The sequence below is a fragment of the Ornithinimicrobium faecis genome (assembly GCF_023923225.1).
Classification (GTDB): Bacteria; Actinomycetota; Actinomycetes; order Actinomycetales; family Dermatophilaceae; genus Ornithinicoccus; species Ornithinicoccus faecis.
The window spans coordinates 2,819,926-2,833,920 of the sequence record NZ_CP099489.1 but is presented as its reverse complement, the minus strand read 5'-3'; the positions used below and the strand labels follow the sequence as shown (position 1 = coordinate 2,833,920).

General features: G+C 70.2%; 13 protein-coding genes. 11 read left to right on the top strand and 2 right to left on the bottom strand.

Translation table 11 applies throughout. The features are described from left to right. The first annotated feature begins 17 nt into the window (after window positions 1-17). The 4 genes from NF556_RS13205 (at window position 18) to NF556_RS13190 (ending at window position 3,651) form a co-directional block, all read left to right on the top strand. Window positions 18-1,109 carry an ATP-grasp fold amidoligase family protein gene (locus NF556_RS13205; protein ID WP_252591385.1) on the top strand — a complete coding sequence of 364 codons (1,092 nt, stop codon included), beginning with the start codon at window positions 18-20 and terminating at the stop codon, window positions 1,107-1,109. 108 nt (window positions 1,110-1,217) lie between these two features. Continuing rightward, window positions 1,218-1,523, top strand: a complete 306-nt coding sequence (locus NF556_RS13200) for a hypothetical protein (protein WP_252591384.1) — start codon at window positions 1,218-1,220, stop codon at window positions 1,521-1,523. Continuing rightward, window positions 1,520-2,791, top strand: a complete 1,272-nt coding sequence (locus tag NF556_RS21400; RefSeq protein WP_289781755.1) for a WXG100 family type VII secretion target — start codon at window positions 1,520-1,522, stop codon at window positions 2,789-2,791. The genes NF556_RS13200 and NF556_RS21400 overlap by 4 nt, the downstream gene beginning before the upstream one ends. Then, window positions 2,791-3,651 carry a hypothetical protein gene (locus NF556_RS13190; protein WP_252591383.1) on the top strand — a complete coding sequence of 287 codons (861 nt, stop codon included), beginning with the start codon at window positions 2,791-2,793 and terminating at the stop codon, window positions 3,649-3,651. Before NF556_RS21400 ends, NF556_RS13190 begins: the two co-directional genes overlap by 1 nt. On the opposite strand, the gene NF556_RS13185 is transcribed toward NF556_RS13190, so the two are convergent. Continuing rightward, complete coding sequence (locus NF556_RS13185; protein ID WP_252591382.1) at window positions 3,633-4,814, bottom strand: citrate/2-methylcitrate synthase; 1,182 nt, start codon at window positions 4,812-4,814, stop codon at window positions 3,633-3,635. The genes NF556_RS13190 and NF556_RS13185 overlap by 19 nt on opposite strands. A 78-nt stretch (window positions 4,815-4,892) precedes the next feature. Between NF556_RS13185 and NF556_RS13180 the strand changes: the two genes are divergently transcribed. The 6 genes from NF556_RS13180 to NF556_RS13155 all read left to right on the top strand — a co-directional run bounded on the left by NF556_RS13180 (window position 4,893) and on the right by NF556_RS13155 (window position 11,955). After that, window positions 4,893-6,134 carry a citrate/2-methylcitrate synthase gene (locus NF556_RS13180; protein WP_252591381.1) on the top strand — a complete coding sequence of 414 codons (1,242 nt, stop codon included), beginning with the start codon at window positions 4,893-4,895 and terminating at the stop codon, window positions 6,132-6,134. 19 nt (window positions 6,135-6,153) lie between these two features. Then, entirely contained in the window at window positions 6,154-7,359 is a 1,206-nt protein-coding gene (locus NF556_RS13175; protein WP_252591380.1) for an amidohydrolase, read from the top strand. A 57-nt stretch (window positions 7,360-7,416) separates the two neighbouring features. Beyond that, window positions 7,417-8,715, top strand: coding sequence for a 1-deoxy-D-xylulose-5-phosphate reductoisomerase (gene dxr, locus NF556_RS13170; protein WP_252591379.1), 1,299 nt, complete (start codon window positions 7,417-7,419; stop codon window positions 8,713-8,715). Then, a complete protein-coding gene (locus tag NF556_RS13165) occupies window positions 8,712-10,037 on the top strand; it encodes a M50 family metallopeptidase (protein WP_252591378.1) in 1,326 nt (441 codons plus the stop codon). The genes dxr and NF556_RS13165 overlap by 4 nt, the downstream gene beginning before the upstream one ends. 64 nt (window positions 10,038-10,101) lie before the next feature. After that, window positions 10,102-11,247: a flavodoxin-dependent (E)-4-hydroxy-3-methylbut-2-enyl-diphosphate synthase gene (gene ispG / locus NF556_RS13160; RefSeq protein WP_252595805.1), complete on the top strand. Its 1,146-nt coding sequence runs from the start codon at window positions 10,102-10,104 to the stop codon at window positions 11,245-11,247. Window positions 11,248-11,250: 3 nt separating this feature from the next. Next, window positions 11,251-11,955 (top strand): nucleoside/nucleotide kinase family protein, encoded by a 705-nt coding sequence (locus NF556_RS13155; protein WP_252591377.1) that lies wholly within the window; start codon window positions 11,251-11,253, stop codon window positions 11,953-11,955. Between the two features lie 7 nt (window positions 11,956-11,962). On the opposite strand, the gene NF556_RS13150 is transcribed toward NF556_RS13155, so the two are convergent. Beyond that, window positions 11,963-13,312 carry a PQQ-dependent sugar dehydrogenase gene (locus tag NF556_RS13150; protein WP_252591376.1) on the bottom strand — a complete coding sequence of 450 codons (1,350 nt, stop codon included), beginning with the start codon at window positions 13,310-13,312 and terminating at the stop codon, window positions 11,963-11,965. A 51-nt stretch (window positions 13,313-13,363) separates the two neighbouring features. On the opposite strand from NF556_RS13150, the gene NF556_RS13145 reads away from it, so the two are divergent. Next, window positions 13,364-13,840: a MarR family winged helix-turn-helix transcriptional regulator gene (locus NF556_RS13145; RefSeq protein ID WP_252591375.1), complete on the top strand. Its 477-nt coding sequence runs from the start codon at window positions 13,364-13,366 to the stop codon at window positions 13,838-13,840. Window positions 13,841-13,995: the final 155 nt, after the last annotated feature.

Below are 13,995 nucleotides of genomic sequence, written 5' to 3'. Positions count from 1 at the left end.
CAACACGAGGAGGACCAGTGGGCCTGCGCGCGCACCTGCGAGGACTGCCCGCCATCGCCTGGCGCGACGAGCGCATCGCCGAGCTGCGGCAGAGCGAGAAGACGCTGCGAGCGCGGGTGGCCAAGGCGGAGGGGCGCCTGGCGAAGGCGACCGAGCAGCTGGCCGAGGCGGAGCAGGAGCGGGACCTCGCGCTGAGTCAGGCTGCGGGCCAGAAGTATTCGCCGAAGGAGCCGTCCTGGCACACGCGCATCATGGAGCAGGCGCGGGTCGGGCGGTTCCTGTCCACGAAGGACACCCAGCGCGAGTTCCCGCGCCGCCACCTGCTGGAGAAGCTGCACAACTATGAGCTGGCCCGCAGCTATGGCGTGGCCACGCCGCGGGTGATCGGCTCCTGGCCGAAGGTCACCGAGATCCCCTGGGACGAGCTGCCCGAGACGTTCGTCGTCAAGAGCAACCGCGGCTACAGCGGCAACGGTGTGCTGCCGCTGCGCCGTGAGGGGGACAGCTTCTGCTTCCTGGACTCGGGGGAGGGCATCACTGCGGAGGAGATCGTCGCGCACTACCAGGGCGCTCGCGGCCTGGCGGCTCCCTATTTCGTGGAGGAGGTCCTGCCCGGCACCGGCGCGGTCCTGCCCGACGACGTGAAGATCTTCAGCTTCCAGGGCGAGGTCGCCGACGTGATGCTGCGGCGGGTCACCAAGCACAACGACATCAGCTCCTTCACCTATCGCTTCCTGGACGCTGAGGGGAAGGACCGGGGTCAGGTGCAGGAGCGGCACCGGCACGACCCGGACATCGCCGTGCCGCGCGACCTGGCGCACATGGTTGAGGTGGCCAGGGTGCTGTCGAAGGCGGTGCCGGTCCCGTTCGTGCGGGTGGACCTCTATCAGGTGCCCGACGGCGTCATGCTCGGTGAGCTGACGCCGCTGCCCGGGTCGTCCGGCGGGTTCACCCGGGAGCACGACCGGCTGCTCGGTCGGATGTATGACGAGGCCGAGGCGCGCGTGAATCTGGACTTTGCCCGCGGCCGGCCGTATGCCGTGGTGCTGGGTCCGCATGACCCGGACGTCACCGCCCCGATGAGCGCCCGCACGTCCTTGCCGGACTGACCGAGCCGTCTGCGCGACCCTGGGCCGGCGTCGTGCCTGTGGACAACTTCGGCGCGCGGCTCGTTCTTGCCCCTACGGTGTGCGTCACGGCATCGGAAAGGGGACACGATGAGCACGTTCGAGGTCGACGCGCGGGCGATTGACAGCGCGGGAGCGACGCTGCGGGGCACGGCCGAGGAGATGCGCCAGGCGGCAGATCGGATCGGTCGAGCACTGCAGTTGGCGGGAGGGGCCGGCGGATCCGGCGCCCTGGCCTCCAGCGGGGCCGCGGCGGCTCGGCAGTGGCGCGACGGACTGCAGACGTATGCCGAGGCGGGGGCTGCCCTGTCACGCGCCACTGAGCAGGCGGCCCTGGCCTATCGCATGGTGGAGCTGCAGACCAGCATGGCACTGACGCCGGTGGTCACCCCGTGACCGCCCTGGCAACGCGACCGGACGATCTGCGTCTGGCGGCACGGACCCTGCTCGGCGCGGCTGCTGAGCTTGGTGAGGTGGGCCAGCGGGTGCGCCGGGCCGAGGCGGAGTCGGCCAGCGGCTGGCAGGGCGTGGCAGCGCTCGGACAGCGGCTCGCGACCCAGCGGGTGGCCACGGCGGTGCTGGCCCGGTGCGGTCCGGCGGAGGAGGTGGCCGCAGCGTTGGGGGTCTTCGCGGACCAGGCCGAGCAGGCCCAGGTTGTGGTGCGGGCGGCGCAGGGGGCCAAGGACGATGCGACGGGGGAGCGGATCCGCCAGATCGGCCTGCTGGGCGGTGCGACGGACCCGCAGACCATCGAGTCGATCCGGGGGCGCATCCTGGCGCTGGAGCAGGTGATCCGCCGCTCAGACGATGAGATCGACTGGGCCGAGGACAAGCTCGAGCAGGGCCGGGGCGTGGTCGACCGGATGCTCCGCCGCTCCTGGGTCGGCCTCGGCATCGACGAGCTCAAGGACCTGATCGAGATGGGCCAGGAGCTGGCGCCGATCTGGCGCGGCGGCGGTTTGCTCATCGTCGGGACTCGGGTGGTGCTGACCGCAGCCAAGCTGGCCCGGGACCTCAACCCGTTCGCGCGCTATGCCCTCGAGGTCAAGCTGGCTCGACTGCTCAAGGTGGTTCGCAAACCTCCAGTCATCTTCCTGCTCGCCAAGCTTCCGTTTCGGGTGCTTATCCCGCTCACGGTCATCCCGAGCGCGTTCGAGGACCTGCGGACCGGGGGTGGCTACCGCGGGGTCCGGGGGTTCGCCCTGCGAGTGACCGCAGCCCTTGCCATCCCCGGGAGCATCGCGATGGTGCTGCCACACCCCGTGGTGGCTGGGCTGGGCGCGGTGGCGGTCGGCGTCTACGGCCTGACCAAGGGTGGCTATGCGATCTGGGACCACCGGATGTTTCTGCTCCAGGTCGGCAAGACGATCCTCGGCAAGAAGGACAAGCTGATCGAGACCGCCCAGAAGGTCCTCCGGCCCTCCCCAGAGTTCCCCCTCGGCCCGCTGGGACCGATGATCCCGCTGCTGCCGGATGCCAAGGATCTGCTGCCCGACCTCCCGAGGCTGCGCGACCTGGGCCGCTGGGTGCCGGGCATTGGCGGCCCCATCGCGATCCCCAGGGTGCCGGTCGCGCCGGGACCGCGGTTGCCGGTGATCCCGCCACCGACCCTCACCGGGGTCGGTCTCGGCATCGTGTTGCCCACGCTCGGAAAGCTCTTCTGATGGAGGCGGGGACTGCGGCACTGGCGGGGAGCGACGACACCCTGCCGCTGCGACCGGCGCTGACGCTGACCGAGGAGGAGCTGCTCACCCTGACCAACGGGTCCCTGGGGGTGGTGCCGGCCCGCCTGCCGGAGCTGGCTGACCCAGCGGCCACGGACCTGGTCCGCTCCGTGGCGCTGCGCTGTCTGATGGCCCGTGGACTGGTCCTGCCGACCGGTGCCAGCCAGCAGGCCGGTGCCGCCCAGCAGGCCGGTGCCGCCCAGGACGCCGGTGCCACCCAGCAGACGGGTGCCGCCCAACAGGCCGGCGTCGCATGGGAGGCCGCAGAGCCGCTCGGGCTGACGCTGACCCTGCGCGAGCTGGCGCCGACCGTCCTGGCTCTGCGCAGGGAGCTGGGGGCTCTGCGCGAGGAGGCTCAGTCCGGAGGTCCTGAGTCGGAGGGCACGTCGGCCGTGCGCTATCTGCACCTGCACCGCGAGATCGCCGTCATCGAGGACGTCACCGACGACGGGATGCACAGCTTCCTGCCCGTCTTCCCGGACCGCTATCAGGACGCGGTGGCCGAGTTCATCAAACCGCCTGACGCCATTGCCGGACAGGGCGGCGTGCAGTCGTTGGACGGCACCGTGGAGGAGCTGCTCGAGGCTCTCGGCAGCCCGACCGTCCTGGTGGAGACGAGTTTGATCACCGGGGTGGGCGAGGGCGTCCCGCCGGCCGAGCCGGTGAGCCAGATGCTCGCCCTGGGACCGGGCGGCAGCTTCCGGTCCCACGACTCCCTCACCTATCACCCAGTCGACCCCGACGGTGCCATCGCGGACCTGCTCCGAGAGGCCCTGGGCGCTCAGGCTGGCAACGCCTGAGTGGGGGAGGGCAGCGGTGCCGGTGCGGGCGGCCCGACATAGCGTGCGGACGGCCGAAAGATCTTGCTGCTCTGTGACTGCTCGAGGATGTGCGCACCCCAGCCCACGACCCGGGCGGTGGCGAAGGTCGGGGTGAACAACTCTCGCGGGAGGCCGCACAGCTCCATGACGACGCCAGCGTAGAACTCCACGTTGGTGTGCAGCTCGCGGCCCGGTTTGAGCTCGCTGAGGGCCTGGATCACCTCCTGCTCGACCTGCACGGCGAGGTCGGCGAGCGGCCCGCCCAGCTGCAGCGCAATGTCACGGAGCATCGCCGCGCGAGGATCCATCGTCTGATAGACCGGGTGCCCGAAGCCCATGATCCGCTCACCCACCTCGACGCTGGCCCGGACCCACGCCCGGGCACGGTCCGGGCTGCCGATCTCATCGAGCGAGTCCAGGGCGCGATCGGGAGCGCCACCGTGCAGCGGCCCCGCAAAGGTCCCGATGGCCGCGCCGACTGCCGAGGCGACATCCGAGCCCGCCGACGTCACGACGCGGGCGGCGAACGTGGAGGCGCTGAACCCGTGGTCGATGGTCGAGGTGAGATAGGCGCCGATGGCTGACCGGTGAGCCGCAGACGGCTCCGCTCCCGTGACCATCCACAGCCAGCTGCCGGCCGCCCCGAGCTCGGGGCGGGCCGGCAACGGCTCCAGACCGGCGCGCAGCCGGTGCAGCGCGGCCTGGATCACCGGCACGGCGGCGACCATCCGCAGGACGTCGGCACGCACCTGGGCGGCGTCAGCGCCGTAGGTCGGCCCGAAGCCCTCCAGCGCCCCCAGGTGTGAGACGGCCGTGCGCAGGCGGGAGAGGGAGGCGCGGTCTGGGCCCGATCGCGCAATGGCTGGCAACACGGCGATCAGGTCAGGAGGCAGCACGGCAGCCTCGGCCAGCTCGCTCTGGAGGGCGGTGGCCTGCTCCGGCGTCGGCAGGGCGCCCTCAAGCATCAGGTGGCACACCTCCTCGAAGGCGCGGGTCAGGGACAGCTCCACCGCTGAGAACTCCCGGAAGTGATAAAAGCCCTCCTGACCTCGCACGTCGCCGGTGCTCGTGTCGGCCACCACGACCCCCTTGAGGCCAGGCGGGGCGATCAGGTGGTCGGGCAGCAACTGGGTTGTGGTCATGGTGTGAGCGTCCCTAGGATTGATGACTGTGTCAACGTTGATCGAGTCAATGTCAGAGTCCGTATGCGGAGTGCTCCGGTGAGCGGCGAGCTCACCACGGCGCAGGTTGCCGACTACCTGGGGGTGAAGGTCCAAACCGTCTATGCCTACGTCAGTCGGGGTGTCCTCACACCGGCCCGCAAGGAGCCTGGAACCGGCAGTCTGTTCCGCCTCGACGACGTGCAGACCCTGGTCAGCGGTGGGCGGGGCGGTCGTCGAGCGCGGCAGCCAGCTGCCAGCGACGATGTGCGCACCACCATCACCGAGATCACCGCGGGCACCCTGGCCTATCGGGGCACCGACATCGCCGAGTTGGCCGGACGCTCGAGCTATGAGCAGGTGCGAGCGCTCCTCACGGGAGACTCGGGTGTGTCGGGTGCTCCCACCGCGGCTGAGCAGGAGAGTCTGGCTGCGGTCATGTCCGTGCTGCCGGCCCAGTCAGCACCCCTCGATCGGTTCAAGCACGCGGTGCTGGTCGGCGCGACGACGGACCCCGGCCGCCAGGATCGCCAGCCGTCGGCCATCGCGCGAGCCGGCAGACGGGCGGCGCTGCTGATGGCCCTGACCCTGCCGGGGGCCACCCTCGTGCCGCCCGTCAAGTCCACCCCTGAACCGACCATCGAGCCCACCGTCGATCCCACCGTGGGACCGTCCCTGGCCGACACGCTCGCGACGGCCCTGAAACCGTGCCCGGCCCACCTGCTCGATGCGACACTGGTGCTGCTGGCCGATCACGACCTCGCCGTCTCCACGACCGCCGTGCGGGTGGCGATCTCCTCGGGGGCCGACCCCTACAGCGCGCTGCTGGCAGGGCTGGCAGCCGCGGACAGCCCGCAGCACGTGGCCGCCTCGCTGCAGGCCAACGACTGGTTGGGGACAGCACTGGCAGCTCCCCAGGACGCTCTCGACGCAGCGCTGGTCAGTGATCGGCCGCCACCAGGATTCGGGCACCTGATCTACACCGAGGTGGATCCGCGGGCCCAGATCCTCCTGGACCTGTTGGCGCCGAGCGTCCCGACGCAGCAGTGGGCGGCGGTGACGCTGCTGGAGTCAGAGTTGCTCGAGCGCCGTGGCTGGGTCCTCAACATCGACCTCGCGATCGCTCTGCTCGTGCGGTTGCACGGGCTGCCCCGCCACGTGGGGCCAGCCATCTTCGCCTGCGCCCGCACCGCAGGGTGGACTGCGCACGCCCTCGAGGAGTTGGCCGAGCCCGCCATGCGGTTCCGCCTGCGCGGGATCTACAGCGGCGAGCGTGGCCGGCGGTCCTCGCCCCTACACTGACGGCGACGAGAGGAGAGCCATGTCGGATGTCGTGACCCAGGTCCTGGCCGGGCTCGAGGAGACCTCCCAGTGGCAGGAGGTGCTCTATGAGGACCTCCACCAGCACCCGGAGCTCTCCTTCAACGAGGAGCGGACCCGCGGGATCATCACGCAGCGGCTGGACGCGATGGGCTATCAGACCCAGCAGATCGGGGGCGGAGTCGTCGGGGTGCTGGACAACGGCCCTGGCGAGACGGTCCTGGCTCGGGCCGACATCGACGCTCTGCCGGTCACCGAGGACACCGGGCTGGCCTACGCCTCGACCACCGAGGGCGTGATGCACGCCTGCGGTCATGACACCCACATCGTGTGCGCCCTGGGGGCCGCCGAGCTGCTCGCTCAGACGCGGGAGGCGTGGTCGGGCACCTACGTCGCACTGTTCCAGCCCGCCGAGGAGGTGGGAGCTGGGGCCCGCTCCATGGTGGACGATGGCCTCACCAGCAAGGTGCCCACACCGACGGTCTGCGTGGCACAGCACGTGCTCGGAGCGCCAGTGTCCGGCCATGTCGCGACCGCGGTCGGCCCGGTGTTGTCAGCGGCCAACTCGCTGCGGATCACGGTGCACGGCAAGGGCTCTCACGGCTCAATGCCGCACCTGTCCATCGACCCGGTGGTCCTTGCCTCCAGCATCGTGACGCGACTGCAGACCATCGTCTCCCGGGTGCTCGCGCCGGACGAGTTTGGGGTGGTGACCGTGGGGAGTCTGCAGGCGGGCGCCACGGCCAACATCATCCCCGACGAGGCCGTGCTGCTGGTCAACATCCGCGCCTATGACCCGGACGTCCAGACCCGGATCATCGAGGCGATCAAGCGCATCGTCCGCGGTGAGTGCGCCGCCTCGGGGTCCCCGCGCGAGCCCGAGTTCGAGGACTACGAGAGCTATCCGTTGACCACCAACGACGCGGCCGTCACCGAGACCGTCACCGCAGCCTTTCGGCGCCACTTCGGGGCGGAGCGGGTGGAACAGATGACTCCCGCCACCGCCTCCGAGGACTTCAGCGTCATCCCCGACGCCTTCGGAGTGCCCTACACCTACTGGGGCAACGGGGGCTTCCTCCCCGGCCGCGACGTGGTCGGCAACCACAACCCTGGTTTCGCTCCGGACCCGCAGCCGACCCTGCGGACCGGCACGGAGGCCCTGGTGGTGGCGGCCCTGGCCTACCTGAGCGACGAGACCACCGGCTGAGGCGGGTCGCCCGGTGTCGGCGACGGTTGGCGGACGGGATCGGGTCACAATGGGTGGATGACCGCTCCGCGCACCCTGACCCTGCTCGGCTCGACCGGCTCGATCGGCACCCAGGCCGAGCAGGTCGTGCTGGCCAACCCCGAGGCGTTCACCGTGCGGGCGATCAGTGCCGCGGGGTCGAACATCCCGGAGCTGGCGCGGCAGGCCGTCGCCCTGAGTGTTGAACAGGTTGCCATCGCCTCCGAGGACGCGATCGACGAGCTCACCCGTGCCCTCAACGATCTCAGCGGTCCCGGAGCGCGGCTCCCGCAGATCCTGGCCGGGCCGGACGCGGCTGTCGAGGTCGCCGGCAACGGCGCCGACGTGGTGCTCAACGGCATCACCGGCAGCATCGGGTTGCGCCCCACCCTCGCGGCCCTCGCGGCGGGCAGCACCCTGGCACTGGCCAACAAGGAGTCGCTGATTGTCGGTGGGCCACTGGTGACCGCGGCCGCTGCTCCCGGTCAGATCGTGCCCGTGGACTCCGAGCACAGCGCGATCGCGCAGTGCCTGCGCTCCGGCCGGTCGCAGGAGGTCCGGCGCCTGGTGCTCACCGCGAGCGGTGGGCCGTTCCGCGGGCGGTCCCGGGAGGAGTTGACCACGGTCACGCCGGCCCAGGCGTTGAAGCACCCCAACTTCGCGATGGGCCGGGTGGTCACCACCAACTCGGCCACGCTGGTCAACAAGGGGCTGGAGGTCATCGAGGCGCACCTGCTGTTCGGTGTCGACTACGAGCAGATTGACGTCGTGGTCCACCCCCAGCAGCAGATCCACTCCATGGTCGAGTTCCACGACGGCTCGACGATCGCCCAGGCGGGTCCGCCGCGGATGCTCGTGCCGATCGCGCTGGGGCTGTCCTGGCCGGACCGCCTGCCGGACATCGACACGCCCAGTGACTGGAGCACGGCCAGCACCTGGGAGTTCCACCCCCTGGACGACCAGGCCTTCCCGGCGGTCCGGCTCGCCCGCCAGGTCGGCGAGGCCGGCGGCACCCACCCGGCCGTCTACAACGCGGCCAACGAGGTCTGCGTCGACGCCTTCCACGACGGGACCATCGGGTTCCTGGACATCGTCGACACCGTCGCCCAGGTGGTCGATGCCCACCGGGCCGGCCCCTCGGCATACCCAGGCAGTGCCGTGGCCGAAGGCCGTGTCAGCGCCCTGTCGGGCGTAGAATCGGGCCCGCAGGGGAACGATTCCCCGGCCCGGTCGGTTGATGACTTGTCGGTTGATGTCGTGTTGGCCGCCGACCAGTGGGCGAGGGAGTGCGCCCAGGAGTTGATCGGCCAGTCGTCCCAGGGAGAGAGCCAGTCATGATGTACCTGCTCGGGGTGCTGCTGATGGCCTTTGGCGTCGCCCTGTCCATCGCCCTGCACGAGATCGGGCACCTGCTGCCGGCCAAGAAGTTCGGGGTCAAGGTCACCCAGTACATGGTCGGGTTCGGCCCCACGATCTGGTCCCGCCGCAAGGGAGAGACCGAATACGGCATCAAGGCCGTCCCGCTGGGCGGCTATGTGCGGATGATCGGCATGTTCCCGCCGCGCCCGCAGGACGGCGGCAAACTGCGCGCCTCCTCGACCGGCCGGTTCAGCCAGATGGCAGACCAGGCCCGCGCGGAGTCGATGGAGGAGATCGGCCCCGGCGACGAGGACCGCGTCTTTTACAAACTGCCCGTCTGGCAGCGGATCATCGTGATGTTCGGTGGCCCCCTGATGAACCTGGTCATCGCCGCCGTCGTGCTCACTGGCATCCTCGTCCTGCTCGGCCTGCCCACCAGCACGGCCAAGATCTCCTCGATCAGCCAGTGCGCGCCCACCGATGTGATGGCGACCGACTGCGAGGGCGAGCCCGCCTCGCCCGCGCTGGCCTCCGACCTGGAGGTCGGTGACCGGATCACCGAGATCAACGGTGTGCCCGTCGCCAACTGGGCCGAGGCCAGCTACGAGATCCAGAACTCGCCCGAGCAGGCGACCTTCGTGGTCGACCGCGGCGGGCAGGATGTCGAGCTCCAGGCGAGCCTGGTCGAGCGCGACCGCCCCGTCTACAACGCTGACGGCAGCATCCAGGTGGATGCGGCCGGCGAGCCCGTCATGGAGCCCCGCCGCTATTTCGGCGCCAGCGGCTCCATCGAGTATGTCGCGCAGCCGATCACCGAGGCGCCCGCCTTCGTCGGTGGTGCCGTGGCTGACACCGCCCGGATCTTCCTGAAGCTCCCCGAGAAACTCGTCGGCGTCTCTCAGGCGGCCTTCGGTGACCAGGAGCGCGACGTCGAGAGCCCCATGTCGGTCGTCGGCGTCGGGAGGGTCGCCGGTGAGGTCACCGACGGCTCCCTGGGCGCGCTGACGGACACCTTCGAGGGCAAGGCCGTCATGCTGCTGTCGCTGCTGGCCTCGCTCAACATCGCGCTCTTCGTGTTCAACATGGTGCCCCTGCTGCCGCTGGATGGTGGCCACATCGCCGGTGCGTTGTGGGAGGCGGTCAAGAAGGGCTGGGCCCGGTTGCGCGGGTTGCCCGAGCCCGCTCCGGTCGACATCGCCAAGGCGCTCCCGGTCGCCTACACGGTGGCCATTGCCCTGATCGGCATGACCTTGTTGCTGGTCTATGCCGACCTTGTCAACCCCGTCCGTCTCGCCGGATGATGTTTCCGCGTCCCAGCAAGGAGATACTGAACCTATGACTGCAGGCACCCCCATCTCCCTCGGCATGCCCGCCGCCCCGCCGCCGGTCCTCGCTCCGCGGCGCGCGACCCGCAAGATCAAGGTCGGCAAGGTCGAGGTTGGCGGTGACGCCCCGATCTCCGTGCAGTCGATGACCACCACGCCGACCACGGACATCAATGCCACGCTGCAGCAGATCGCCGAGCTGACGGCGACCGGCTGCGACATCGTGCGCGTCGCCGTGCCGAGCCAGGACGATGCCGACGCGCTGCCCGCGATCGCGCAGAAGTCCCAGATCCCGGTGATCGCCGACATCCACTTCCAGCCGCGCTATGTCTTTGCAGCCATCGACGCAGGCTGCGCCGCCGTGCGCGTCAACCCCGGCAACATCCGCAAGTTCGATGACCAGGTCAAGGAGATCGCCAAGGCCGCCAAGGACGCTGGCATCTCCATCCGGATCGGCGTCAACGCCGGCTCGTTGGACAAGCGCGTGATGGAAAAGTATGGCAAGGCCACGCCGGAGGCCCTCGTGGAGTCGGCCGTCTGGGAGGCCTCGCTCTTTGAGGAGCACGACTTCCACGACTTCAAGATCTCGGTCAAGCACAACGACCCGGTCGTGATGGTGCGTGCCTATGAGTTGCTCGCCGAGCGCGGCGACTGGCCGCTGCACCTCGGGGTGACCGAGGCCGGCCCGGCCTTCCAGGGGACGATCAAGTCCGCGACCGCTTTCGGTGCGCTGCTGTCCCAGGGCATCGGCGACACGATCCGCGTCTCGCTGTCGGCTCCGCCGGTCGAGGAGGTCAAGGTCGGCAACCAGATCCTGCAGAGTCTCAACCTGCGCCCCCGCAAGCTGGAGATCGTCTCCTGCCCCTCCTGCGGGCGCGCCCAGGTCGATGTCTACACCCTGGCCGACGAGGTCACGGCCGGGCTGGAGGGCCTGGAGGTGCCGCTGCGCGTCGCCGTCATGGGCTGCGTCGTCAACGGCCCGGGGGAGGCCCGCGAGGCCGACCTCGGGGTCGCTTCCGGCAACGGCAAGGGCCAGATCTTCGTCAAGGGCGAGGTCATCAAGACGGTGCCCGAGAGCCAGATCGTGGAGACCCTGATCGAGGAGGCCATGCGGATCGCCGAAGGAATGGGTGAGGGCGAAGGCATGGTGGACGGTTCCGGTTCCCCGTCGGTCACCGTCGGCTGACGTATGCCGGCACCCAGCTTCCTCCCTGTCCGTCAGTTGGTCCTGGTGGACCTGTTGTCGATGATGGTGGCGGTGCGGCCGGGGGAGCGGGCCATCATCGCGGTGGACGGCGTGGATGGCGCTGGCAAGAGCCGGTTGGCCGCCGAGCTGGTGGCCATCGCACCGCACGTCGCCGGGCGCGAGGTGCGCAGCGTGTCGATCGACGGCTTTCACCACCCGCGTGAGCGACGGCACGCCCGGGGCGCCGGCCCGGAGACCTTCTACCAGGACTCCTACGACTACGACGCCTTCCGTGAGTCGGTGCTGCGACCCTTCCGAGCCGGCGGGCCGTTCGTGCCTGCCGTGCACGACGTGGCCACGGATGCTGCGGTGTCACCGGCTCCGGTGGTCGCGAGCGAGGACGCGCTGCTGGTGGTCGACGGGGTCTTCCTGCGCCGCCCCGAGCTGGCGGGGGAGTGGGACGCCACCCTGATGCTGTGGGTGCCACTGGCGGTCTCGGTGCCGCGCGGCAACTCCCGCTTCCCACAGCGGGCGGGGACCGACGACCCGGCGCACGAGGCCAACGCACGCTATGTCGGCGGGCAACGGCTCTATCTGCAGCAGGCCCGCCTGCACCCACCCACCTGGATCCTGGACAACACCGACCTGCAGCGACCGGCGCTGATCGACCCGGACCCCGAGGAGCCCCAGTGGCTGGAGCTCCCCTGAGGTCGACCTACGGCGCGAGACGGTGGACGGCGCCGCCGCCGTCGGAGAGGGCACGGTCGGCGGTCAGCACATAGAGCGACCCGTCCGGTTCGGCGTCCACATCCCACAGATAGGACGCGCGACCCACGATGTCCTGGCCGTCGGTCAGCACCTCGTAGTCCCACGGAGCCGGCCCGGCATCGGCCACGAGGACGTCGCCCAGCCAGTCGGTCACAACGACCCGCCCCTGGAGGTCACCACCCGTGCCGATCGCCACTCCGCTGAGGATCTCGCCCACCTGGGGGCCATACTCCAGCACGGGCGGCGCGATCGGCACCCCGGCCTCGGTCTCCTGGCAGGCGTCGGCCACCTGATCGCCCTCCCAGCACGCCCCCGACACCTCGGGATAGCCGGCGTCGTCGCCGGGCGCTGGTTGGCCGAGCTGCTGGTCCTTGTCCCGGGACATTGCCTCGCCCACGAGCAGGCCGTGCTCGGCGTCCCACGTCAACCGCCAGGGGTTGCGGTAGCCGTATGAGTAGATCTCCGGAAGCCCACCCTCACCGTCGGCAAACGGGTTGTCTTCCGGTATGCCGTAGGCCCGGTCCTCCTGCGCCGCACCCTCGGCGGGGGTCGGGTCGATGCGCAGGACCGTGCCCGAATAGTTGTGGGGGTCCTGCGCCACCTCATCACGCGAGGGGGCACCGAGGGCGGTGTAGAGCAGCCCCTGGTCGTCGAAGACGATCTCGCCGCCGACGTGGTCGGCGTCGCGCGAGGGCAGAACCATCAGCTGCTCCTCGCTGTCCGGGTCGGTCACCAAGGAGGCCGGATCGGCGGTCCACCGGGACAGCACACTGACCTGGCGGGTGCCCTGGGGCAGCGATGCGCTGATGTCGTCCGGGGCGTGAGTGGTCGTCGTGTAGAAGTGTCCGGACTTGGCGAAGTCCGGTGCGAGCGCGAACCCGGCAAGTCCGGCCTCCAGGGCGCCGCGGTTGGGGGTTTTGATGGAGTCCGACACATCGAGCAGGGGCTCCGTGCGGGCCGTCCCGTCGGCCCCGACCACATGCACCAGCCCGGCCTGGTCGGAGATCAGCAGCCCGCCGTCGTCCAGCGTGACGACCTCCCGAGGGGCCGTCACCGTGACGTCAAGGACCTCCAGCTCGGCGCCCAGTCCCGGTGCCGCGACCGCTGAGGTGCTGGCCTCGTCGGGGCCGGACGACGAGATGGTCGCGTCCGGGCCCGGCGAAGAAGTCGTGCTCGTGTCACCGGACTGGCTCGTGGTGGGCGCCGTCGCCTCCTCGTCGGCAGTGCCCGAGCAGGCGGCCAGAGCGCCGATGCACAGAGCAAGGGCAGAGGTGCGGAGGATCGGGCGATTTGCCATGGTTGCAAACTACTACGGAATCGTAGTGATTCACGGACTAGACTCTCGGCTGTGCCAGCCCGTGACTCTGATCGCCCGACCGCCCCCACGCCGCTTCTGCACGCCCTCGTCCTGGACCGTGCGGTCGCCGCCCTGCTGAGCGAGGCGATGCGGGACAGCCCCCTGAATGCGCACGATTACGGCGTGGCCAGTGCCATCTCCGACGAGCCGGGCATCAGCGCGAGCCAGTTGGCTGTGCAGTTCTCGACGCCGCTGACCACGATCGCCGAGTGGGTGGGGCGGCTGACCAGCCTGGGCGTGGTCCGCCGGGAGCGGGACCCACGTGACGGTCGGCGCCACCAGTTGTGGATCACGCCTGAGGGAGAGGTGACGATGGCCGCGGCGCGCAGTGCCTTCGGGCGGGGCTACCTGGCCTTCGCGGACCGGCTGCCAGTGTCACCCAACGAGGCGTCCACCCAGCTCGAGGCGATGACCCGTGCCTGCCGCGAGGCCCTGACGGTCCTGCAAGAGTCCCGCAGCGACGACTGAGACACCCGAGGACTGCTGTCTGGCCGCGGCGATGGTCTCGGCGTGCGAGACCTCTGCGAGATGACGGGAGGGGCGTGCGAGACCTGTACGAAAATGCGGGTGGGGCGTACGAGACCTTTATCTTTTTGCGGGAGCCCGGCCCCGCGCAGTGCGGG

Coding starts and splice junctions, on each gene's coding strand:
- NF556_RS13150 (WP_252591376.1), bottom strand. CDS start 13,312: ATGGCAAATCGCCCGATCCTCCGCACCTCTGCCCTTGCTCTGTGCATC.
- NF556_RS13175 (WP_252591380.1), top strand. CDS start 6,154: ATGTCGGATGTCGTGACCCAGGTCCTGGCCGGGCTCGAGGAGACCTCC.
- ispG (WP_252595805.1), top strand. CDS start 10,102: ATGCCCGCCGCCCCGCCGCCGGTCCTCGCTCCGCGGCGCGCGACCCGC.
- NF556_RS13190 (WP_252591383.1), top strand. CDS start 2,791: ATGGAGGCGGGGACTGCGGCACTGGCGGGGAGCGACGACACCCTGCCG.
- dxr (WP_252591379.1), top strand. CDS start 7,417: ATGACCGCTCCGCGCACCCTGACCCTGCTCGGCTCGACCGGCTCGATC.
- NF556_RS13185 (WP_252591382.1), bottom strand. CDS start 4,814: ATGACCACAACCCAGTTGCTGCCCGACCACCTGATCGCCCCGCCTGGC.
- NF556_RS13200 (WP_252591384.1), top strand. CDS start 1,218: ATGAGCACGTTCGAGGTCGACGCGCGGGCGATTGACAGCGCGGGAGCG.
- NF556_RS13155 (WP_252591377.1), top strand. CDS start 11,251: ATGCCGGCACCCAGCTTCCTCCCTGTCCGTCAGTTGGTCCTGGTGGAC.
- NF556_RS13165 (WP_252591378.1), top strand. CDS start 8,712: ATGATGTACCTGCTCGGGGTGCTGCTGATGGCCTTTGGCGTCGCCCTG.